Annotated in this window: 19 protein-coding genes; 16 read left to right on the plus strand and 3 right to left on the minus strand. The window is 64.9% G+C overall.

Features of this window, described 5'->3' with window-relative positions; translation table 11 throughout:
* The first annotated feature begins 39 nt into the window (after positions 1-39).
* From G455_RS0117200 to G455_RS0117245, 9 genes are all read left to right on the plus strand, one after another.
* Positions 40-1452 carry a pyridoxal phosphate-dependent decarboxylase family protein gene (locus G455_RS0117200; RefSeq protein WP_028094829.1) on the plus strand — a complete coding sequence of 471 codons (1413 nt, stop codon included), beginning with the start codon at positions 40-42 and terminating at the stop codon, positions 1450-1452.
* Entirely contained in the window at positions 1449-2306 is an 858-nt protein-coding gene (locus G455_RS0117205; protein ID WP_028094830.1) for a fumarylacetoacetate hydrolase family protein, read from the plus strand. Before G455_RS0117200 ends, G455_RS0117205 begins: the two co-directional genes overlap by 4 nt.
* A complete protein-coding gene (gene hpaH, locus G455_RS0117210; protein ID WP_028094831.1) occupies positions 2303-3103 on the plus strand; it encodes a 2-oxo-hept-4-ene-1,7-dioate hydratase in 801 nt (266 codons plus the stop codon). Before G455_RS0117205 ends, hpaH begins: the two co-directional genes overlap by 4 nt.
* A 12-nt stretch (positions 3104-3115) precedes the next feature.
* On the plus strand, positions 3116-3886 hold the full coding sequence (locus G455_RS0117215) for an HpcH/HpaI aldolase family protein (RefSeq protein WP_028094832.1): 771 nt from the start codon (positions 3116-3118) through the stop codon (positions 3884-3886).
* A 154-nt stretch (positions 3887-4040) separates the two neighbouring features.
* Entirely contained in the window at positions 4041-5216 is a 1176-nt protein-coding gene (locus G455_RS0117220; protein WP_028094833.1) for a substrate-binding domain-containing protein, read from the plus strand.
* Between the two features lie 99 nt (positions 5217-5315).
* On the plus strand, positions 5316-6080 hold the full coding sequence (locus G455_RS0117225) for an ABC transporter ATP-binding protein (protein ID WP_028094834.1): 765 nt from the start codon (positions 5316-5318) through the stop codon (positions 6078-6080).
* Positions 6073-6798 carry an ABC transporter ATP-binding protein gene (locus G455_RS0117230; RefSeq protein WP_028094835.1) on the plus strand — a complete coding sequence of 242 codons (726 nt, stop codon included), beginning with the start codon at positions 6073-6075 and terminating at the stop codon, positions 6796-6798. Before G455_RS0117225 ends, G455_RS0117230 begins: the two co-directional genes overlap by 8 nt.
* 126 nt (positions 6799-6924) lie before the next feature.
* The gene (locus G455_RS0117240) at positions 6925-7959 is read left to right on the plus strand and encodes a branched-chain amino acid ABC transporter permease (RefSeq protein WP_028094836.1); all 1035 of its coding nucleotides are present in this window, start codon (positions 6925-6927) and stop codon (positions 7957-7959) included.
* A 2-nt stretch (positions 7960-7961) separates the two neighbouring features.
* On the plus strand, positions 7962-9032 hold the full coding sequence (locus G455_RS0117245; protein WP_028094837.1) for a branched-chain amino acid ABC transporter permease: 1071 nt from the start codon (positions 7962-7964) through the stop codon (positions 9030-9032).
* Here the strand turns inward: G455_RS0117245 and G455_RS0117250 are convergent.
* Positions 9016-10176, minus strand: coding sequence for a DUF3095 domain-containing protein (locus G455_RS0117250; protein WP_028094838.1), 1161 nt, complete (start codon positions 10174-10176; stop codon positions 9016-9018). The two genes, G455_RS0117245 and G455_RS0117250, sit on opposite strands and share 17 nt — an antisense overlap.
* Before the next feature lie 206 nt (positions 10177-10382).
* Between G455_RS0117250 and G455_RS0117255 the strand changes: the two genes are divergently transcribed.
* From G455_RS0117255 to G455_RS0117265, 3 genes are all read left to right on the plus strand, one after another.
* Positions 10383-11552, plus strand: a complete 1170-nt coding sequence (locus tag G455_RS0117255) for an MFS transporter (protein ID WP_035366947.1) — start codon at positions 10383-10385, stop codon at positions 11550-11552.
* An 80-nt stretch (positions 11553-11632) separates the two neighbouring features.
* The gene (locus G455_RS0117260) at positions 11633-12655 is read left to right on the plus strand and encodes an aspartate-semialdehyde dehydrogenase (RefSeq protein ID WP_028094840.1); all 1023 of its coding nucleotides are present in this window, start codon (positions 11633-11635) and stop codon (positions 12653-12655) included.
* Between the two features lie 120 nt (positions 12656-12775).
* Positions 12776-14377, plus strand: a complete 1602-nt coding sequence (locus G455_RS0117265; RefSeq protein WP_028094841.1) for a DUF4139 domain-containing protein — start codon at positions 12776-12778, stop codon at positions 14375-14377.
* A gap of 21 nt (positions 14378-14398) precedes the next feature.
* Here G455_RS0117265 and G455_RS0117270 read toward each other — a convergent pair whose 3' ends face one another.
* A complete protein-coding gene (locus G455_RS0117270) occupies positions 14399-15049 on the minus strand; it encodes a carbonic anhydrase (RefSeq protein WP_028094842.1) in 651 nt (216 codons plus the stop codon).
* A 146-nt stretch (positions 15050-15195) separates the two neighbouring features.
* Between G455_RS0117270 and G455_RS0117275 the strand changes: the two genes are divergently transcribed.
* The 3 genes from G455_RS0117275 to G455_RS0117285 all read left to right on the plus strand — a co-directional run bounded on the left by G455_RS0117275 (position 15196) and on the right by G455_RS0117285 (position 17893).
* Entirely contained in the window at positions 15196-15576 is a 381-nt protein-coding gene (locus G455_RS0117275; protein ID WP_084437117.1) for a hypothetical protein, read from the plus strand.
* An 89-nt stretch (positions 15577-15665) separates the two neighbouring features.
* Positions 15666-17051: a leucyl aminopeptidase family protein gene (locus G455_RS0117280; RefSeq protein ID WP_028094844.1), complete on the plus strand. Its 1386-nt coding sequence runs from the start codon at positions 15666-15668 to the stop codon at positions 17049-17051.
* The gene (locus G455_RS0117285; protein WP_028094845.1) at positions 17048-17893 is read left to right on the plus strand and encodes a C40 family peptidase; all 846 of its coding nucleotides are present in this window, start codon (positions 17048-17050) and stop codon (positions 17891-17893) included. The genes G455_RS0117280 and G455_RS0117285 overlap by 4 nt, the downstream gene beginning before the upstream one ends.
* On the opposite strand, the gene G455_RS0117290 is transcribed toward G455_RS0117285, so the two are convergent.
* Positions 17894-18232: a DUF2794 domain-containing protein gene (locus tag G455_RS0117290; RefSeq protein WP_308434084.1), complete on the minus strand. Its 339-nt coding sequence runs from the start codon at positions 18230-18232 to the stop codon at positions 17894-17896.
* A 286-nt stretch (positions 18233-18518) separates the two neighbouring features.
* Between G455_RS0117290 and G455_RS0117295 the strand changes: the two genes are divergently transcribed.
* Positions 18519-19015, plus strand: a 497-nt coding sequence (locus G455_RS0117295) for an alcohol dehydrogenase catalytic domain-containing protein (RefSeq protein WP_028094847.1), incomplete at its 3' end; no start/stop codon positions are given.

Raw genomic sequence — 19015 nt, forward strand, 5'->3', positions numbered from 1 at the left:
CGGTGAGCTGCGCTCCCCGGAACAGGATCGGATGCTTCGATGAAATGGACTGAATTCGCCGGCTGGGGCCGCCGCGTGGCCGACTGGGCGCAGGACTATCACCTGACGGTGGGCGACCGCCCGGTGCGTGCGCAAACCAGGCCGGGCGCGGTGCTGAACGCCTTGCCCGCAACCCCGCCAGAGACGCCCGAGGACATGGAGCAGGTGTTCCGCGATTTCGAGGACATCGTGATGCCCGGAATCACCCATTGGCAGCACCCCCGGTTCTTCGCCTATTTCGCCTCGAACGCCGCAGCGCCCTCGGTTCTGGCGGAATTCCTCGTCGCCGCCATCGCGCCGCAATGCATGCTCTGGCAGACCTCTCCGGCCGCGACCGAGATGGAAACCCGGATGATGGACTGGCTGCGCCAGGCGCTGGGTCTGCCTGATGGCTTTGCCGGGGTGATCCAGGACAGCGCCTCGACCGCGACGCTGGCCGCCGTGCTGACCATGCGCGAACGCGCGCTGAACTGGCAGGGCAATATCGCCGGGCTGCCGGGGCAAAACCCCTTGCGCATCTATGCGACGTCCGAGGTTCACACCTCGATCGACCGGGCGATCTGGATTTCCGGCATCGGCCAGCAGAACCTTGTCCGCATTCCCATCAAGGGCGACTGGCGCGGCATGGACCCTGAGGCGCTGGAGGCGGCGATCAAATCCGATCTGGCCGCGGGGCTGACCCCGGCGGGGCTGATCCTCTGCGTTGGCGGCACCGGCGTGGGGGCCACCGATCCGATTGCCGCCTGTCTGGCGGTGGCGAAGAAATATGATCTCTATACCCATGTCGATGCCGCCTGGTCCGGCAGCGCCATGATCTGCCCGGAGTTCCGCCATTACTGGGCTGGCATCGAAGACGCCGACAGCATCGTCTTCAACCCGCACAAATGGCTGGGCGCGCAATTCGACTGTTCGGCGCATTTCCTGAAGAACCCCGACGATCTGGTGAAGACGCTGGCGATCAGCCCCGAATACCTCAAGACCCACGGCGCCGAGGGCATCATCAACTATTCCGAATGGTCGGTGCCGCTGGGCCGCCGGTTCCGCGCGCTCAAGCTCTGGTTCCTGATCCGCGCCTATGGGCTCGAAGGGCTGCGGGAACGGCTGCGCAACCATGTGAAATGGTCGGTCCAGCTTCACGACAAGCTCGCCACCCACCCGCAGATCGAGATCGTGACCAAACCGATGTGGTCGCTGTTCTCCTTCCGCTATGCGCCCGAAGGGACCGCGGACCTCGACGATCTCAACATCCGTCTGGTCAACGCGATCAACGATGACGGGCGGATTTACCTGACGCAGACCCGGGTCGACGGGCGGATCGCCATCCGCTTTCAGGCCGGGCAGTTCGAAACCACCGAAGAGGATGTGATGATGACCTATGACGTGATCACCGAAATCGCCGGAACGCTCGGATGAAGGGCTTTGCGAGTTACACCGCCGGCGGGCAGAGCTTCTATGGTCTGGCTACCGATCAGGGAATGATCGCCCTGTCGCCCGACTTCCCGCAATACCCCACCCTGCGCGAGGTGATCGCGGCGGGCGCGCTGCACGATCTCTGGCTTGCCGCGCGCGGGCGCGAGGTCACCCATCCAACGGGGACGTTCGACTATGACATTCCGATCCCCGCGCCGGAAAAGATCATCTGCGTCGGCGTCAACTTCCCCGACCGCAATGCCGAATATAAGGACGGGCAGGAGGTGCCGACGAATATGTCGCTGTTCATCCGCTTCCCGCGCAGCTTTACCGGCCACGACCGGCCGCTGATCCGCCCGCCGGAAACGCCGCAGCTGGATTACGAGGGCGAGATCGCCGTGGTGATCGGCAAGGGTGGCCGGCGGATTTCGCAGGCCGATGCCTATGACCATATCGCCGCCATCACGCTCTGCAACGAGGGCACGCTGCGCGACTGGGTGCGGCACGCCAAGTTCAACGTGACCCAAGGCAAGAACTGGGACAGCTCCGGCGCCATGGGGCCCTGGCTGGTGCCTTTCACCTCTCCCTCACAGCTTGACGACGTGCGGCTGACCACCCGCGTGAACGGAGAGCTGCGGCAGGACGATCGCACCAGCCGCATGCTGTTCCCGATCCGGCGGCAGATCGAATATATCTCGACCTTCACCACATTGGTTCCGGGCGACATCATCGTCACCGGCACCCCCACAGGTGCCGGCGCCCGGTTCGATCCGCCGAAATATCTGGTCCCCGGCGATGTGATCGAGGTCGAGGCCGAAGGCATCGGCAAGCTGACGAGCAGCGTGGAGGAGGAATGACCCCCGATCAATATGACGAGGCCGCCGAAACCCTGGTCACTGCCGAGGAGACCGGCCAGCAATGCGGCCTGCTTTCGCGGACCTATCCGGGCATGACGCTGGACGATGCCTATGCCGTCCAGTCGCGGCTGATCGCGCGCAAGCTGGCCTCGGGACGGCGCAAGATCGGCTGGAAGATCGGCCTGACCAGCCGGGCGATGCAGGATGCGCTGAAGATCGACACGCCGGACAGCGGCGTGCTGCTGGACGACATGCTCTTCGCCACCGGCGCCACGGTGCCCGCCGGCCGTTTCATCCAGCCCCGGATCGAGGCCGAGATCGCCTTTGTCATGAAGGCGCCGCTGTCGGGCGCCGACTGCAGCCGCCACGATGTGCTCACCGCGACCGATTACGTCGCACCGGCGCTGGAGATCCTCGATACCCGCGTGCAGCGCGTCGATCCCGCCACCGGCAAGGCCCGGGTGATCGTCGATACCATCAGCGACAATGCCGCCAACGCCGGGCTGGTGCTGGGCACCGCGCGCCATGCCCCCGAGACCGTCGATCTGCGCTGGATCGGTGCCATCCTGACCCGCGATGATATCGTCGAGGAAACCGGCCTGGGCGCCGGGGTGCTGAACGATCCGGTCACCTCGGTCCTGTGGCTGGCGCGGCGGATGGCAGAGTATGGTCAAACGATCGAGGCCGGGGATATCATCCTCTCAGGTTCCTTCATCCGTCCGGTCGAGGCGCCGCCGGGATCGCACATCCATGCCGATTTCGGGCCTTTCGGATCGGTCGATATCACTTTCGCATAAGAGAGGTCTTTCATGCCCGCCCCCACGAATAGCTTCAAACAGGCGCTGGCCGACGGCCAGAAGCTGATCGGCTGCTGGATGAGCTTTGCCGAAGGCCAGGTGGCCGAGATCATGGGCACCGCCGGCTTCGACTGGCTGGTGATCGACGGCGAACATGCGCCGAACGATCTGCGTTCGATCCGCGATCAGTTGATCGCGCTGGCGGCCAGCGACAGCCACCCGGTGGTGCGGGTGCCAATCGGCGAGGCCTGGATGATAAAGCAGGTGCTGGATGCCGGCGCCCAGACCGTGCTGGTGCCGATGGTCGAAACCGGCGATCAGGCGCGCGAACTGGTAAGCGCCTGCCGTTATCCCCCCGAGGGCATGCGCGGGGTCGGCGCCATGGGTGGGCGAGCCACCATGTTCGGCTCGATCCCCGATTACATCGCCACCGCCAACGATCAGATCTGCCTGCTGGTGCAGGTGGAAAGCCGCGCCGGCCTCGCCGCGCTGGATGATATCCTCTCGGTCGAAGGCGTCGACGGTGTGTTCATCGGGCCAGCCGACCTGTCGACCGATATGGGCTATCAGGGCGACAGCGCCGCCCCTGAAGTCCGCGCCGCCATCGCCGATGCCTTTTCCCGCATCCGCGCTGCCGGCAAGGCCCCCGGCATCCTCGGCACCGGCGAGGACACGATCCAAGCCTTTTCCGACATGGGGGCGCAGTTCCTGGCCGTCGGCATCGACGTGCTGGTTCTGGCCCAGGCCGCCCGGGCCCTGTCGGCCCGCTGGAAACAGGGCTGAGGCCATTCTGACGCCCCCCGTTCATTACAGTGGGGGGCCGATTTCACCTTCGTGCGTATTTCCACGCAATTGACCCAAACGTGATCCAGACGCTAGCCTTCCCGGACCGGAACGTTTTGCGCCGAAATCGTGGCGCGCACGAGGGAGAGAGAACGTGAAACGCACATTTGCTGCGGCAATGGTGTCTGCGCTTGCGCTGGCCACCACCGCTTCCGCCGAAATCAAGATCGCCCATGTCTACGGCAAGACCGGCCCGCTCGAGGCCTATGCCAAGCAATCGCATGACGGGCTGATGCTGGGGCTGGAATATGCCACCGGCGGCACCATGGAGATCAATGGCGAAAAGATCGTCGTGATCGAGAAGGACACCCAGCTCAAGCCCGAGAACGGCCGTGCCCTGCTGGAAGAGGCCTATGGCGACGATGAGGTCGATCTGGCCGTCGGCCCCGTCAGCTCGGGCGTGGCGCTGGCCATGCTGCCGGTCGCCGAGGAATATGAGAAGATCCTGCTGGTTGAACCCGCAGTTGCGGATTCGATCACCGGCGAGAACTGGAACCGCTATATCTTCCGCACCGGGCGCAACTCCTCGCAAGATGCTGTGGCGAACGCCATCGCTCTGGCCGGGCCGGACGTGCATATCGCCACCCTGGCACAGGATTACGCCTTTGGCCGCGACGGTATCGCCGCCTTCAAGGAAGCGCTGGAAACCGTCGGCAGCAAGGTGGATTACGAAGAATACGTGCCCACCGACACCACCGATTTCACCGCCGCGGCCGAGCGTATCTTCAACGCGATGAAGGATCTGGACGGCAAGAAAAAGCTCTTTGTCATCTGGGCCGGCGGCGGCAACCCGATGACAAAGATCAATGCCATGGATCCGGGCCGTTTCGGCATCGAGATCGCCACCGGCGGCAACATCCTGGCGGCGATGAAGGCCTATAAGGACTTCCCCGGCATGGAAGGCGCCACCTATTATTATTACGACATCCCGAAGAACCCGGTGAACGACTGGCTGGTTAAGGAACACGAGGCCCGCTTTGGCACCCCGCCCGATTTCTTCACCGCAGGCGGCATGGCGGCGGGCATCGCGGTGGTCGAGGCGATCAAGAAGGCCGGCTCCACCGATACCGAGGATCTGATCAGCACCATGGAAGGCATGGAGTGGGAGACGCCTAAGGGCAAGATGGTGTTCCGCCCCGAGGATCACCAGGCGCTGCAATCCATGTATCACTTCAAGATCAAGGTCGATCCGAACGTCGAATGGGCGATCCCAGAACTGGTGCGCGAACTGACAATCGAAGATCTGCCGATCCCGATCCGTAACCAGTGATCCGGTAACCCAGCGGCGGGGGCGGATCGGCAGGACCGGCCCGCCCCCGTCGCCCATTTGACGCCCCCCCTCCACGACGCCCGAAAAGGACCGAGCAGCGTGACAGACCCCATTCTCAGAACCCAGGACCTGACCGTCCGCTTCGGCGGCCATGTGGCGGTGGATGCCGTCTCCTGCGCCTTTCAGGCCGGAGAGCTGACCGCCATCGTCGGCCCCAACGGCGCCGGCAAGACCACCTATTTCAACCTGATCTCTGGCCAGATCCCAGCGACCTCCGGCAAGGTCTTTTTGCGCGGGCGCGACATCTCGGGTCAGGGCGTGTCGCAGCGCACCAAGGCCGGCATCGGGCGCGCCTTCCAGCTGACCAACCTGTTTCCCGATCTGACCGTGCTGGAGAATGTCCGCCTGGTGGTGCAATCGCACTCGGGCCGGGGCTTCAACATGTGGTCGATGGCCGCCAAACATCGCGAGATGGTCGAGGCAGCCGAAGCGATCCTGAAGCGCGTGCGACTGATCGACCAGCGCGAGCAGGTGGTGTCGGAACTGTCCCACGGCAACCAGCGCAAGCTTGAGGTGGCGCTGCTGATCGCGCTCGATCCGGCCGTCTACATGTTCGACGAACCCACCGCCGGGATGAGCGTCGACGAGGCACCGGTGGTCCTCGACCTGATCGCCGAGCTGAAATCCCAGGCCGATCGCACCATCCTGCTGGTCGAACACAAGATGGACGTGATCCGCACGCTCGCCGACCGGATCATCGTGCTGCACAACGGCGCGCTGGCCGCCGATGGCCCCCCGGCCGAAGTAATGGCGTCCGACGTGGTGCAAGAGGCCTATATGGGCAAGGAACTGGAAGATGTCTGAGCCGATCCTGAAACTGGAGGGCGTCTATACCAACATCGCCCAGTATCACATCCTGCAAGGCGTCGATCTCGAGGTGCCGAAGGGCGCGGTGACCATGCTCCTTGGTCGCAACGGCGTCGGCAAGACCACCACGCTCAGGACCGTGATCGGCCACTGGCGCGCCCACAAGGGCCGCGTTCTGTTCGATGGCGAGGACATCACTGCCCTGCCGACACCGCTGATCGCCCGCGCGGGCCTGGGGTTCGTGCCCGAAGACATGGGCATCTTTTCCGACCTCACGGTCGAAGAAAACATGGTCCTGGCGGCCATTCACGGCCCGATCAACAGCGCCCGGCTCGACTGGATTTTCACCGCCTTCCCGCCGCTCAAGACCTTCTGGAAATCCGAGGCCGGCAACCTCTCGGGCGGGCAGAAACAGATGCTTTCGATCGCGCGTGCCATGGTGGAGGAGCGCAAGCTCTATCTGATCGATGAACCGACCAAGGGGCTGGCGCCGGCGATCGTTTCGACCATGGCGCGGGCGCTGAGGGAGCTAAAGGAACAGGGCGCCTCGATCCTGCTGGTGGAACAGAACTTCGCCGTCGCACGCGCCCTGGGCGATACCGCCAACGTGATGGACGACGGCCGGATGATCTGGTCCGGCGCCATGGCGGAACTGTCGGGCGATGCGACACTGCAGGAGCGGCTGATGGGGCTGAGCCTCGATGCCCATCACTGAGGTGGCACGACCGATGGCGGATTTGAGTATTTGGACAGGGAAGACGCAACAGGGTGCCGCATGCGGCCCCGGGCTTCTGACAAGGGAAGAGGCGCAGGACATGACGATCATGCGGGAGGGGCGGCAATGACGACAGCGGCGCCAAAACATACGCCGAAGATGGCGGAACTGAGCCTGGGCCAGCGGCTGGCCCCCTGGATGCCGGTGCTGCTGGTGCCGGTTCTTGTCGCGCTGGGGGCTCTGGCGATCCCGCAGACCTCAAGCTGGCTGACGCTGACCGTTTCCGGCCTGGCGATGGGGATGATGATCTTCATCATGGCCTCGGGGCTGACGCTGGTCTTCGGGCTGATGGACGTGATCAACTTCGGTCATGGCGCCTTCGTTTCGATCGGCGCCTTTGTCGGGGTGTCGGTCCTGCTGATGCTGGGGCAGATGACCGGCGCGCCGTCGCTGGGGTTGAACCTGATCGCGCTGATGCTGGCGGTGGTCGGCGCCATGGCCGCCACCGGCGCCGTCGGCTGGGCCTTCGAGAAGGTGATCGTGATGCCCGTCTACGGCCATCACCTGAAGCAGATCCTGGTCACCATGGGCGGGCTGATCGTGATCGAACAGCTGATCATCGTCCTCTGGGGCCCGGAAGAGATTTACATCACCCGCCCCGAGGCGCTGAAAGGCGCGATCACCTTCGCCGGTGCCGCGCTGGAGAAATACCGGCTGGTCGCCGTTGTGGTGGGGCTGATCGTCTTCGCCGCCATGCGCTTCGTGCTGCGCCGCACCAAGATCGGGCTGATCGTGCGCGCTGGCGTGCAGAACGGCGAGATGGTCGAGGCCCTGGGATACCGGCTGCGCCGGGTCTTCGTCGGAGTCTTCATCGCCGGTTCGGCGCTCGCCGGTCTTGGCGGGGTGATGTGGGGCCTCTATCAGGAGGTGATCACCGCCCATATGGGCAATGACGCGATGATCCTGATCTTCATCGTGGTGATCATCGGCGGGCTCGGCTCGGTCGAGGGTTGCTTCATCGGCGCGCTGCTGGTCGGGCTGATGCAGAATTATGTCGCCTATATAGAACCGAAGGCGGCGCTGATCTCCAATATCGCCCTGATGGTGCTAATCCTGATGTGGCGCCCGATGGGGATGATCCCCGTGGTGAAGGCGAAATGACGATGTTCCGATCCATTCTTTCCGGCGACATGCCGCGGTCTGCCGTGCTGTCGATCCTGCTGGCGGTGATCTTCGCCTGCCTGGCGCTGGCACCCTTCCTGTTCCCGGGTGTGCGCAGCATCGACACCGCGGCGCGGATCTGCGTCTTCATCGCCCTGGTCGCCAGCTATGACCTGCTGTTGGGCTATGGCGGCATCGTCAGCTTCGCCCATACGATGTTCTTCGGTATCGGCGCCTATGGCGTGGCACTGGCGCTGACGCACATGGGACGCGGCTTTGACGCGATTATCGTGGGCTCCGTCGCCGGCGCGGTGGTGGCGGCACTCCTGGCGCTGCTGATCGGCCTGTTTTCCCTGCGGGTGCGGGCGATCTTCTTCGCCATGATCACCCTGGCCGTCGCCTCCGCCGTGGCGGTGCTGGCCAGCCAACTGTCCGGCCTGACCGGAGGGGAGGACGGGCTGACCTTCAAGCTGCCGCGTGAACTGGGCCCGGCCTTCAAGTTCGGCACCGAGATGTTCGGAGGTGAGCTGTTCGGGGTAAAGCTGAACGGCAAACTGCTGGCCTATTACCTGGTCTTCGCCGGCGCGCTGGTCCTGTTCCTGCTACTGCTGCGCATCGTCAATTCCCCTTTCGGGCGGGTGCTGCAGGCGATCCGCGAGAATGATTTCCGCGCCGAGGCGATCGGCTACCGCGTGGTCTATTACCGGGTGGCGGCGACCTGCCTGTCGGCAGCAGCGGCGGCGCTGGCCGGATCGCTCTATGCGATCTGGCTGCGCTATGTCGGGCCCGACACCACCCTGTCGATGGAGTTGATGATCGACATCCTGCTGATGGTGGTGATTGGGGGCATGGGCACGATGTATGGCGCAGTGATCGGGGCCACGCTTTTCGTGCTGGCGCAGAATTACCTGCAGAACCTGATGGGGGCGGCCTCGGGCCTGGTCGAGGGCATTCCGGTACTGCCGCAACTGCTCAGCGCCGACCGCTGGCTGTTGTGGCTGGGCGTTCTGTTCATCCTCAGCGTCTATTTCTTCCCCACCGGCATCGTCGGCAGGCTCAGGTCCGGTCGCTGAGTTTGGAATCGAGTCTGCGGGCGGCACTGGCATAGCCGCCCGCGGCACCATCGACGAAATGCACATGATCGTCGCGCAGGGCCGAGGGCACGAAACAGGTAATCAGCGCTTCTTCCTGCTCGACCATACCATAGCGGATCAGGCCGGCCTCGGCCCCGATACTCAGCACCGCCTCGATCCGGTCGCGGGTCGCGGGATCGCAATCCAGCGTCATTTTCAGCCCATCGTCGAATTTGCGAAAATCTGCATTCAGGCTGATCGCAGCCCGATAGCGTGCAGGATCGAACCGACCGACCCGGGCACCGGTGCGCATCAACCCCGAAATCGCCAGATGGCTGAGCAGCAGCCTGAGCCGGTGCCGCCAGAGCGGCCGCCCGTCGCGGCGCGCGCGGGCTTCGAAATCGAGCGTTCCCGGTGCCCAATGCGGCGCCGGGCCCTGCGGTGGCACCGGATGACCGCCACGCGACAATCCGCTGGCCAGATCCACCACCTGCGCGGCCACCGCCCGAAACCCCGCCGGGTCGGCTCCGGTGACCGGCCGCACCACCAGCGACAGGATCAGCCCGTTGCGCGACTTGAGGTTGTCCCAGCGGCACGACAGCCCGGTCAGATCCGGGGCGACGCCTTCGGCCGCTTGCGGCACGCTGTACTCTCCGGCCTTCATCCGAGCCTCGGCCCAGGCCAGTCCGCCCCCGGAGAACATCGCATAATCGGCCCCCCCCGAGGGCGCGAAACGCGCCACTTGAAGATCGAGACCGGCGGCCCGGATATCGCCGATCGGGATCAGCGCGGCGCGTAGCGTGATGCCGAATTCCGCATCCGCCCAGCGGCGCAGCGCGGCAAGCTGGGCCCGCACCGTCTCCTCTGCCCGGGAGGGCACCGCGAACAAGGCCCCATCGCCTTCGAAAACGAAGGGAAAGGCCTCTCCCCCCAACCCGTTGGCCACCGCGGCAATGACCGCCGCGCCGATCATGTTGACGGTCTTGTAACGCCCCGCCGCGATCTCGGCGGTCGAACTCACGATATCGGCGGCCCCCACCACCCAATCGTCTGGCAAGGGGGTAAAACTGTCATCGGCCAAAAGCGCAGCGAAATCCGTCCGCGGCACGATCTGACCGTAAAACCCATTTTGATCCTGTACCATCGCGCAGCCCTCCACCCATGGTTAAAAATAGTGCCGCAGGGCATCTCTTCCAGCCCTTGGGGCCTCTTCGGCACGGCCCCGGCGCGCCCCGGAACGCCGCCGGCCAGTCAGGGGGGCACTGCCATCTGCGCGTGCTCGCTTGCCCTTGTCACGCGAACATGCGACCCATTGCCGTCGGTAACGATTGCGTGGGGAGGCGCGATGCGATGATCGGCCTGATCTGGTTATGTCTGGCCTATGTGCTGAGCCAGTTTTTCCGTGCCTTTCTGGCGGTACTCAGCACCGTGCTGGAACAGGATGTGGGCGCCAGCGCGCAGACCCTGGCCACCGCGTCGAGCATGTGGTTTCTATCCTTCGCAATCATGCAGCTGCCGGTCGGCTGGGCGCTGGACCGGATCGGACCGCGCCGCACGGTGTCGGTGCTGCTGCTGATCGGCTGCGGTGGCGGCGCGGCAGTCTTCGCGCTGGCCCAGGCCCCCTGGCAGATCAGCGCGGCGATGTTCCTGATCGGCATCGGCTGCGCCCCCGCGCTGATGAGCTCCTATTACATCTTCGCCCGTGAATACCCGCCGGCGCGCTTCGCCACGCTGGCGGCACTGATGCTGGGAATGGGATCGGTGGGCAACCTCGTGGCCTCCTACCCTACAGCGGTGGCCGCTGAGCTTATCGGCTGGCGCGGGACGCTGGCGACGCTGGCCGGCCTGTCGCTGGTGGTGGCGGTGGGGCTGTTCTTCACCGTACGCGATCCCGAACGACATTCCAGCGATCTGAAGGGATCGGTGCTCGACCTGCTGAAAATGCCGGTGATGTGGCTGATTCTGCCGATGATGGCGGTCAGCTATGCACCCTCGGGCGCGATCCGGGGGCTGTGGATCGGCCCCTACCTGCGCGACGTCTTCGGGCTCGAAACCAACCAGATCGGCCAGGCGACCCTGATGATGGGGGTGGCGATGATCGCCGGCACTCTGGTCTACGGTCCGCTCGACCGGATCGTGAAATCGCGCAAATGGCCGATCGCGGCGGGCGGTGTCGGTACGGCGGCGGCGCTGACGGCCATCATCCTGCGCATCGACATGAGCCCGGCGCTCTCCACCCTGCTGATGGCGGCGATCGGCTTTCTCGGCGGGTACTTTCCCGTCATCATCGCCCATGGCCGTGCCTTCTTCCCCACCCATCTGGTGGGCCGCGGGGTGACGATGATGAATCTGTTCGGAATCGGAGGCGTCGGACTGACGCAATTCGCCACCGGAGAGGTCTATGGCAGCCTGTCCCCCTCTGGCGCCGGCGGCGCCTATGCGATGATTTTCCTGTTTCTGGCGATCACAACCGCGCTCGGCACCACGATTTACCTCTTCAGCCGCGACAGCCTAGATTAGATCCCCTTTTTTCTTTGGTGCAATACCTGTAGAAGGCCGCAGCCGGTCCTTGGCCGGCAGAAACCGTATGAGAGGACAACATGGGTTATCGCGTCGTCGTCGCAGGCGCCACGGGCAACGTGGGTCGCGAAATGCTGAATATCCTGGCCGAGCGCCAGTTCCCGGTGGATGAGATTGCTGCTCTGGCCAGCCGCAAATCTCTCGGCACTGAGGTGAGCTTCGGCGACAAGACTATCAAGACCCAGGATTTGGATACCTTCGATTTCACCGGATGGGACATCGCGCTGTTCGCGGTGGGCTCCGGCCCGACGAAGGAATACGCGCCGAAGGCCGCCGCCGCCGGCTGTGTCGTGATCGACAACAGCTCACTCTACCGTTACGATCCGGACGTCCCACTGATCGTGCCGGAGTGCAACCCGCAGGCGATCCACGGCTATTCCAAGAAAAACATCATCGCCAACCCCAACTGCTCGACCGCGCAAATGGTGGTGGCCCTGAAGCCGCTGCACGACCGCGCCAAGATCAAGCGGGTGGTGGTATCGACCTATCAGTCGGTGTCCGGCGCCGGCAAGGAAGGCATGGACGAGCTTTGGGATCAGACCAAGGCCGTCTACAACCCGACTTCCGAGATCGAGCACAAGAAATTCACCAAGCAGATCGCCTTCAACGTGATTCCGCATATCGACGTCTTCCTGGATGACGGCTCGACCAAGGAAGAATGGAAGATGGTCGCCGAAACCAAGAAGATCATCGACCCCTCGATCAAGGTCACCGCGACCTGCGTGCGGGTTCCGGTCTTCGTCGGCCACTCCGAAGCGGTGAACATCGAATTCGAGGATTTCCTCGACGAGGACGAAGCCCGCGACATCCTGCGCGAAAGCCCTGGCGTCATGGTCATCGACAAGCGCGAGGACGGAGGCTACGTCACCCCGGTGGAATGCGTCGGCGATTTCGCCACCTTCATCAGCCGCATCCGTCAGGATTCGACCATCGACAACGGTCTGAACCTGTGGTGCGTCTCGGACAACCTGCGCAAGGGCGCGGCGCTGAACGCAGTTCAGATTGCCGAACTGCTGGGCCGCGAGGTTCTGAAGAAGGGCTGATCGACGCCCCCGGAAAGATTTCACGAGAGGGCGCCCCATGGCCGATGCCGGGGGCGCCCTCTTGTTCTTTTGACGGGGCCGGGCGATGCTTCGGACGTTTGCGTCCACAGGTGTTTCCCGATGCGTGCTTTGCTTTTCCTGGCTGTCTGCCTGCCCTCCGCTGCCCTGGCAGAGGATTTCGTCCTGTCCGCCCCGGTGACCGGCGTGACGCTCTATCCCTCGGGCGCCAGTATCGAACGGCGGGTGCCGTTTTCTATCCCCGCCGGCCAGCACCGGCTCATCCTGCGCGGCGCGGGCCCCCATGTGCCACTGCCCAAGCTACGGGTCGTGCTCGAGGGTGCAACGCTGGAAACCGTGACCGCCCGCACCAGTGCCCTGCCCCCGCGCGGGATCGAGGAGAGCGAGACGATCAAGACGGCCCGGGCCGAAGTCGCGCGGCTGGAGGCCGAATTTGCCGCCACCCGAGACAAGCAGGCGGCGGAACGGGCCAAGGCCGCGGCTGCCCGCGCGCAGATCGGTTTTCTAGACGGTCTGGGTGCAGCGCAGGATCTGGGCGGTCAGGGCGTGGCGGTGCTGCGCGATCTGTCCCGCATGATCGCCGAGGAAGGCATCGCCGCCCGCACCACCCGGCATCAGGCCGAAAGCGCAGCACACGCCTATGACCAGCCGCTGGCGGAGCTGGAAAAGACGCTGGCCGCCGCCCGCGCGCATCTGGCCGCTCTTGCCCCGGCAGAGGACGATCAGCAGGAATACACCCTCGCCGTCACGACCGATGTGCCGGCGGAGGGGCTGGTGACGCTCAGCTATATCACCCCTGAGGCACAATGGACGCCGGGCTATGAGGCGCATCTGAGCCGCGGAGAACACGCCGAGTTGCGGCTGTCCCGGGTGGCCTGGGTTGCGCAACAGACCGGAACCCCCTGGACCGGCGTGGAGCTGAAACTGTCCACCACGATGCCCAGCGGTCGCACCGATCCTGCGCCGCTCTATCCCGACCGGCGCAGGATCGAGAAACCACAGCCGCCGGCGCCGATGCGGCTGATGGATGCCGCCGGGGGCGCCATGCCCGAACCGATCCTGGCCGCCGCTCCGGAAATGCTCGACGGGATCAGCGTCACCTATGATTATCCGCTGCCAGCGACCGTGCTGTCGGGGGGAGAGATGCTGCGCCTGCCGCTCGATCAGATCGCCCTGCCGGCCGAGGTCTTCGCCCGCGCCACGCCCGAGTTCGACCAGACCGCCTATGTCACCGCCGCCTTCACCAACGTTTCAGGCGAGATCCTCCTGCCCTCGGACGACGTCCAGCTTTATATCGACGGCCATTTCGCCGGGGTCGGCACCCTGCCGATGATCGCCAGCGGCCAGTCGGCGGAACTGGGCTTTGGCCCTATCGAGGGGCTGCGGCTGGGGTATGACGAGCTGGACCGCACCCGGGGAGATCGCGGCGTGCTGAGCAAATCGAACCAGATGACCGAGGCCGAGGAATACCGCATCAGCAACCTGACCGGCACCGGCTGGCCGGTGCGGATGCGTAGCCGGGTGCCCTATTCAGAACAGGAGGATCTCCAGATCGGCTGGACCGCGACACCGATGCCCGACCTGCAAGAGGTCGACAACCAACGCGGTCTGCTGGAATGGCGGCTTGACCTGGGCCCCGGAGAGACCCGGACCGTCCGTGTCGACCAGAAACTGAGCTGGCCCGAGGGGTACGAGCTGCGCTGAGGCGCAGCTCGTAAAAAGGCATCAGACCGGAAGGAACTTCTCGAGCTTGGGGTCGTAATATTCCAGCCCGCCCTCGCCGATATCGGTCCAGAGGCCGTGCAGGGTCAGCTCTCCCTTGTCGACTGCGTCCTTCACGAAGGGGAAGCTCATCAGATTGGAGAGCGAGGCCAAGACCGATTGCCGTTCCAGCGCGCGGGCTTGCTGCTGCGCATCCTCGATGTCGGCGACCAGATCGTATTTCGGACGCAGGATGTCCATCCAACGCCCAACGAAGCTTTCCTTCGCTTCCAGCTCAGGCGCATGGCCCTTGCACATGTCGATGCAGCCCTGCACCCCACCGCATTGCGAATGCCCCAGAACCATCAGATGCGCCACCTTCAGCGCGGTGACCGCATATTCAATGGTGGCCGAGGTGCCGTGGTGATCGCCATCGGGCTCGTAGGGGGGCACCAGATTGGCGATATTGCGGTGAATGAAGAATTCACCCTGATCGGCTCCGAAGATGGAAGTCACGTGAACCCGGCTGTCACAGCAGGAAATCACCATCGCGCGCGGATGCTGCCCATCGCTGGCAAGGCGGCGATACCAGCTTTGGTTCTCCGAATATGTCGTTGCCTTCCAGCCCTGATAGCGGTGCACCAGATAGCTCGGCAAAGGTTTGGCGAACTGCATGCAACTTTCCTCGCTTGGTTACGTCAGGGCACCAGATAGCCCTGATTCCAACAAAATTCGAGAGATTAAGCGCATCTGATCGAAACCTTTTGAAAACCTGTCCGGCCGATGATGGGGCCGCGGGCGAGGCAAGACTGGAGAAGACCGTGACACTTCTATGTTCCCTGACGCAGGCAGAAAGCGTGCACCTGGACCACGGGCGGTTGCGGATACTGTACAGGCAAATGGGCGAAACCGGCGCTGAAACGGTGATCACACGGGCCAGCCGGGAACTGGCCTCACGACTGAAGCGCTGTGACCGGCTGTGGCAGATGGAAGATTTTCCGGCGCTGCGCAAATGCGCCCGCTCTACCATCGCAATAGCCGAACAGATCGGGATGGATGCGCTTGCCCGGGTCGCTCGCGACGTCACCACAACCGCAGATCGGCGCGACCCCGTCGCCACCGCCGCGACCCTGGCGCGCCTGCAACGGGTCGGGTATGAATCCCTGCGCGCGGTCTGGCATCTGCGCGGCGTGGTGATCTGATCCGGCCCTCCCCTCTTGCAGCCGCAGAGCTGAGGGATAGTCTGGCGTGAAATCACCGCAAGGACGCCTTTCAGATGACCCCCTCCAGCATGACCCCGCAATTCGCAGCCGCCGGCAGCGCCGCAATCCCCCTGCATGTGATCGAAACCGAAGCTCTCGCCGACTGGCTCACCGGCCAGGCGGATCATGTCCGCCGCTGGGTCGACGCCAACGGGTTCACCGCCGCCCGCGGTCAGGCGCTGCTGATCCCCGGGCAGGACGGCGCGCCCGAAATGGCGCTGGCCGGATATGCCGATGCCGCCCAGCGGGCCCGCCATCGCCACGTGCTGGCCGGCGCCGTGCAGACGCTGCCGGCCGGCACCTACGCCATTGCCTCGGGCCTCGAAGGTCAGGCGCTGGCCAATGAATGTTTCGGCTGGCTGATCTCCAGCTACAACTTCAGCCGTTACCGCGACACCCCAACGCCGGAGGCACGCGCGCTTATCGCGCCCAGTGGCATCGACACCGCCCGGATCGAGGCGTTGGCCGCCGCCGAATGCCTGACCCGCGATCTGATCAACACACCCTCCTCCGATATGGGACCCGCTGAACTTGAGGGCGCCGCCCGCGCCCTGGCCCGGGAGTTCGACGCTGAGATCACGGTGATCGAAGGCGATGCGCTGCTGGAACAGAACTTTCCGATGATCCACGCCGTTGGTCGCGCCTCACCCCGGGCACCGCGGCTGATCGACCTGCACTGGGGCGACACCGGCCCCAAGCTGACGCTGGTCGGCAAGGGGGTCTGCTTCGATACCGGCGGGCTCGATCTGAAACCGGCGGCCAGCATGGCGCTGATGAAGAAGGACATGGGCGGTGCCGCCACCGTGCTGGGGCTGGCGCGCTCGATCATGGCGCTGGGGCTGCCGCTGCAACTGCGCGTGCTGATCCCGGCGGTCGAGAACGCGGTCGCCGGCAATGCCTTCCGCCCCGGCGATATCCTGACCTCGCGCAAGGGGCTGACGGTCGAGATCAACAATACAGATGCCGAGGGCCGGCTGGTACTGGCCGACGCGCTGGCGCTGGCAGCCGAGGGGCGGCCAGATCTGATCGTCTCCATGGCCACGCTGACCGGTGCCGCCCGCGTCGCTGTCGGCGCCGATATCGCCCCCTTCTTCACCGATGACGAAATCGCCGCCGGCGCATTGGCGCAGGCTGGCCCCGCCGTGGCCGATCCGGTCTGGCGGTTGCCATTTCATGAGCCTTACGAACTGAAGATCGAACCGGGCATCGCCGATCTGGACAACGCACCGGGCGGCGGCTTCGGGGGGGCGATCACCGCCGCGCTGTTCCTGCGCCGCTTCGCAGGCCCTGGCCGCTATGTTCATTTCGACATCTACGCCTGGAGCCAGGCCAGCACCCCGGCCCGGCCCAAGGGCGCGCTGGTGCAGGGCGCCCGCGCGGTGCTGGATGCGCTGCCCGCGATGTTGTCGCTGTGACCGACCGGCGCCGTCTGCGCTTCAACGGCCGTATCGCGCATGACAGCCTGCGCGGTGCGGTCGCGGCGGAAAGCTTCACCGCCGGCAGCGACTGGCGCGTAACCGCGCCACGCGCCACGCTCTTTCCATCTGAGGCGGCTGCGGCACGCGACCGCGAACTGATCCTGGGCGAGGTTTTCACCGTGCTGGAACGTCGTGGGCCGCTGGTCTTCGGCTTCGCCGCCCGCGACGGCCATGTCGGCTGGATGGAGGTTGCGGCGCTCAGCGCAACGGCGCCCGTTCCCAGCCACAGGATCACCACGCGCCACAGTTATGCCAAGGCGAGCCCCAGCCTGAAGACGATGGACGACAGCGTACTGCTGCCGCATGGCGCCCGTGTCGCGGTGCTGGCCGAAGACGGCCCCTGGCGACAAATCGCGTTGGGAGCCGATCGTTTGTGGATGCCCGCCGCCCATCTGACCCCGGTGGATAGACCCGACACCGACCCGATCGAGGTGGCCGAGCTTTATCTCGGAACCCCCTATCTCTGGGGCGGCAATTCCGCGTTCGGGATCGACTGTTCAGGACTGGTGCAGACGGCGCTGCTGGCCTGCGGTCTGCCCTGTCCCGGCGACAGCGACCAGCAGGAACGGGAGCTGGGCGCAGCGCTGCCTGCGGAAACGCCGGCACGGCGCGGCGATCTGTTCTTCTGGACGGGTCATGTTGCGATGGCCTTGGACACGACGACCCTGATCCACGCCAACGCCCATCATATGGCCGTGGCCCATGAACTGATCGCCGACGCCATGTCCCGCATCCTGGATCAGGGCGGCGGGCCGATCACCGCCCACAAGCGGCTCTGATCACTCCACCGCGCGGATCAGCTTGCGCTCCAGCACCCGCAGCACCATGCGCAGGTCATGGCCGCGCTTGAAGATTTGTCCATCCATGCCGACAACGGCGTATTGCCCTTGCCGATTGCGCAACTTGGGACGCTTCTCGATCCGGTAGAGCGGGAATTCAGCGGTCCGGCGAAAGACCGAAAACACCGCGACCTCGCGCAGGCAGGAAATACCGTAATCGCGCCATTCGCCAGCCGCCACCATGCGTCCGTAGAGCGAGAGGATCACTGACAGCTCACGCCGGTCGAAGGCGACCTGCTCCATCATCGGGCTATAAGGCGTGCCGCTGGAGGTTTGCATATTCATATCGTAAGAGTTGCGCTTTCCTGCGGTCAAATCAAGCCCGCTACCGACCGCGCCGGGCCCGGGCCGCGAAAATCGCGCCGCAGCCGCGGCACGATGCCTCCGGCGGGGATATTTGGACCAGATCGAAGCGGAGGGAGCGCCCGGCCGCCCGGGCCCATGGTCGGGGCGGGAAGCGGGCCCCTCGCTGGCCCCGCCGAGGACGCTGGGCACCACGGAATGGACGTTGAAAATCGGCCTGCTTTATCGCAGGCTCCGGGAAACCAAAGAAAGGACCTGCCCAATGCGCACCCGAGCCGCCGTAGCCCTTGAGGCCGGCAAGCCGCTGGAAATCATGGAGGTGAACCTTGAGGGCCCGAAGGCGGGCGAGGTTCTGATCGAAATCAAGGCCACCGGCCTGTGCCACACCGACGAATTCACCCGCTCGGGCGCCGACCCGGAAGGCATCTTCCCCTGCATCCTCGGCCATGAGGGCGCCGGCGTGGTGATCGAGGTGGGCGAGGGCGTGACCACGCTGAAGCCCGGCGATCACGTGATCCCGCTTTATACGCCGGAATGCCGTGAATGCCCGTCCTGCCTCAGTGGCAAGACCAACCTGTGCACCGCGATCCGCAACACCCAGGGCCAGGGGCTGATGCCCGACGGCACGACGCGGTTCTCGATGCTCGATGGCACGCCGATCTATCACTACATGGGCTGTTCGACCTTCGCCAATCACACGGTGATGCCGGAGATCGCGCTGGCCAAGGTGCGCGAGGACGCGCCCTTCGACAAGATTTG

The sequence above is a fragment of the Pseudodonghicola xiamenensis DSM 18339 genome (assembly GCF_000429365.1).
Lineage (GTDB): Bacteria > Pseudomonadota > Alphaproteobacteria > Rhodobacterales > Rhodobacteraceae > Pseudodonghicola > Pseudodonghicola xiamenensis.

Bases quoted from the DNA above. Each gene is read 5' to 3' on its own strand.
- G455_RS0117240 (WP_028094836.1), top strand. From the start codon at position 6,925: ATGACGACAGCGGCGCCAAAACATACGCCGAAGATGGCGGAACTGAGC.
- G455_RS0117260 (WP_028094840.1), top strand. From the start codon at position 11,633: ATGGGTTATCGCGTCGTCGTCGCAGGCGCCACGGGCAACGTGGGTCGC.
- G455_RS0117255 (WP_035366947.1), top strand. From the start codon at position 10,383: ATGATCGGCCTGATCTGGTTATGTCTGGCCTATGTGCTGAGCCAGTTT.
- G455_RS0117290 (WP_308434084.1), bottom strand. From the start codon at position 18,232: ATGCAAACCTCCAGCGGCACGCCTTATAGCCCGATGATGGAGCAGGTC.
- G455_RS0117245 (WP_028094837.1), top strand. From the start codon at position 7,962: ATGTTCCGATCCATTCTTTCCGGCGACATGCCGCGGTCTGCCGTGCTG.
- G455_RS0117280 (WP_028094844.1), top strand. From the start codon at position 15,666: ATGACCCCGCAATTCGCAGCCGCCGGCAGCGCCGCAATCCCCCTGCAT.
- G455_RS0117265 (WP_028094841.1), top strand. From the start codon at position 12,776: ATGCGTGCTTTGCTTTTCCTGGCTGTCTGCCTGCCCTCCGCTGCCCTG.
- G455_RS0117205 (WP_028094830.1), top strand. From the start codon at position 1,449: ATGAAGGGCTTTGCGAGTTACACCGCCGGCGGGCAGAGCTTCTATGGT.
- G455_RS0117215 (WP_028094832.1), top strand. From the start codon at position 3,116: ATGCCCGCCCCCACGAATAGCTTCAAACAGGCGCTGGCCGACGGCCAG.
- G455_RS0117230 (WP_028094835.1), top strand. From the start codon at position 6,073: ATGTCTGAGCCGATCCTGAAACTGGAGGGCGTCTATACCAACATCGCC.
- G455_RS0117200 (WP_028094829.1), top strand. From the start codon at position 40: ATGAAATGGACTGAATTCGCCGGCTGGGGCCGCCGCGTGGCCGACTGG.
- G455_RS0117270 (WP_028094842.1), bottom strand. From the start codon at position 15,049: ATGCAGTTCGCCAAACCTTTGCCGAGCTATCTGGTGCACCGCTATCAG.
- G455_RS0117250 (WP_028094838.1), bottom strand. From the start codon at position 10,176: ATGGTACAGGATCAAAATGGGTTTTACGGTCAGATCGTGCCGCGGACG.
- hpaH (WP_028094831.1), top strand. From the start codon at position 2,303: ATGACCCCCGATCAATATGACGAGGCCGCCGAAACCCTGGTCACTGCC.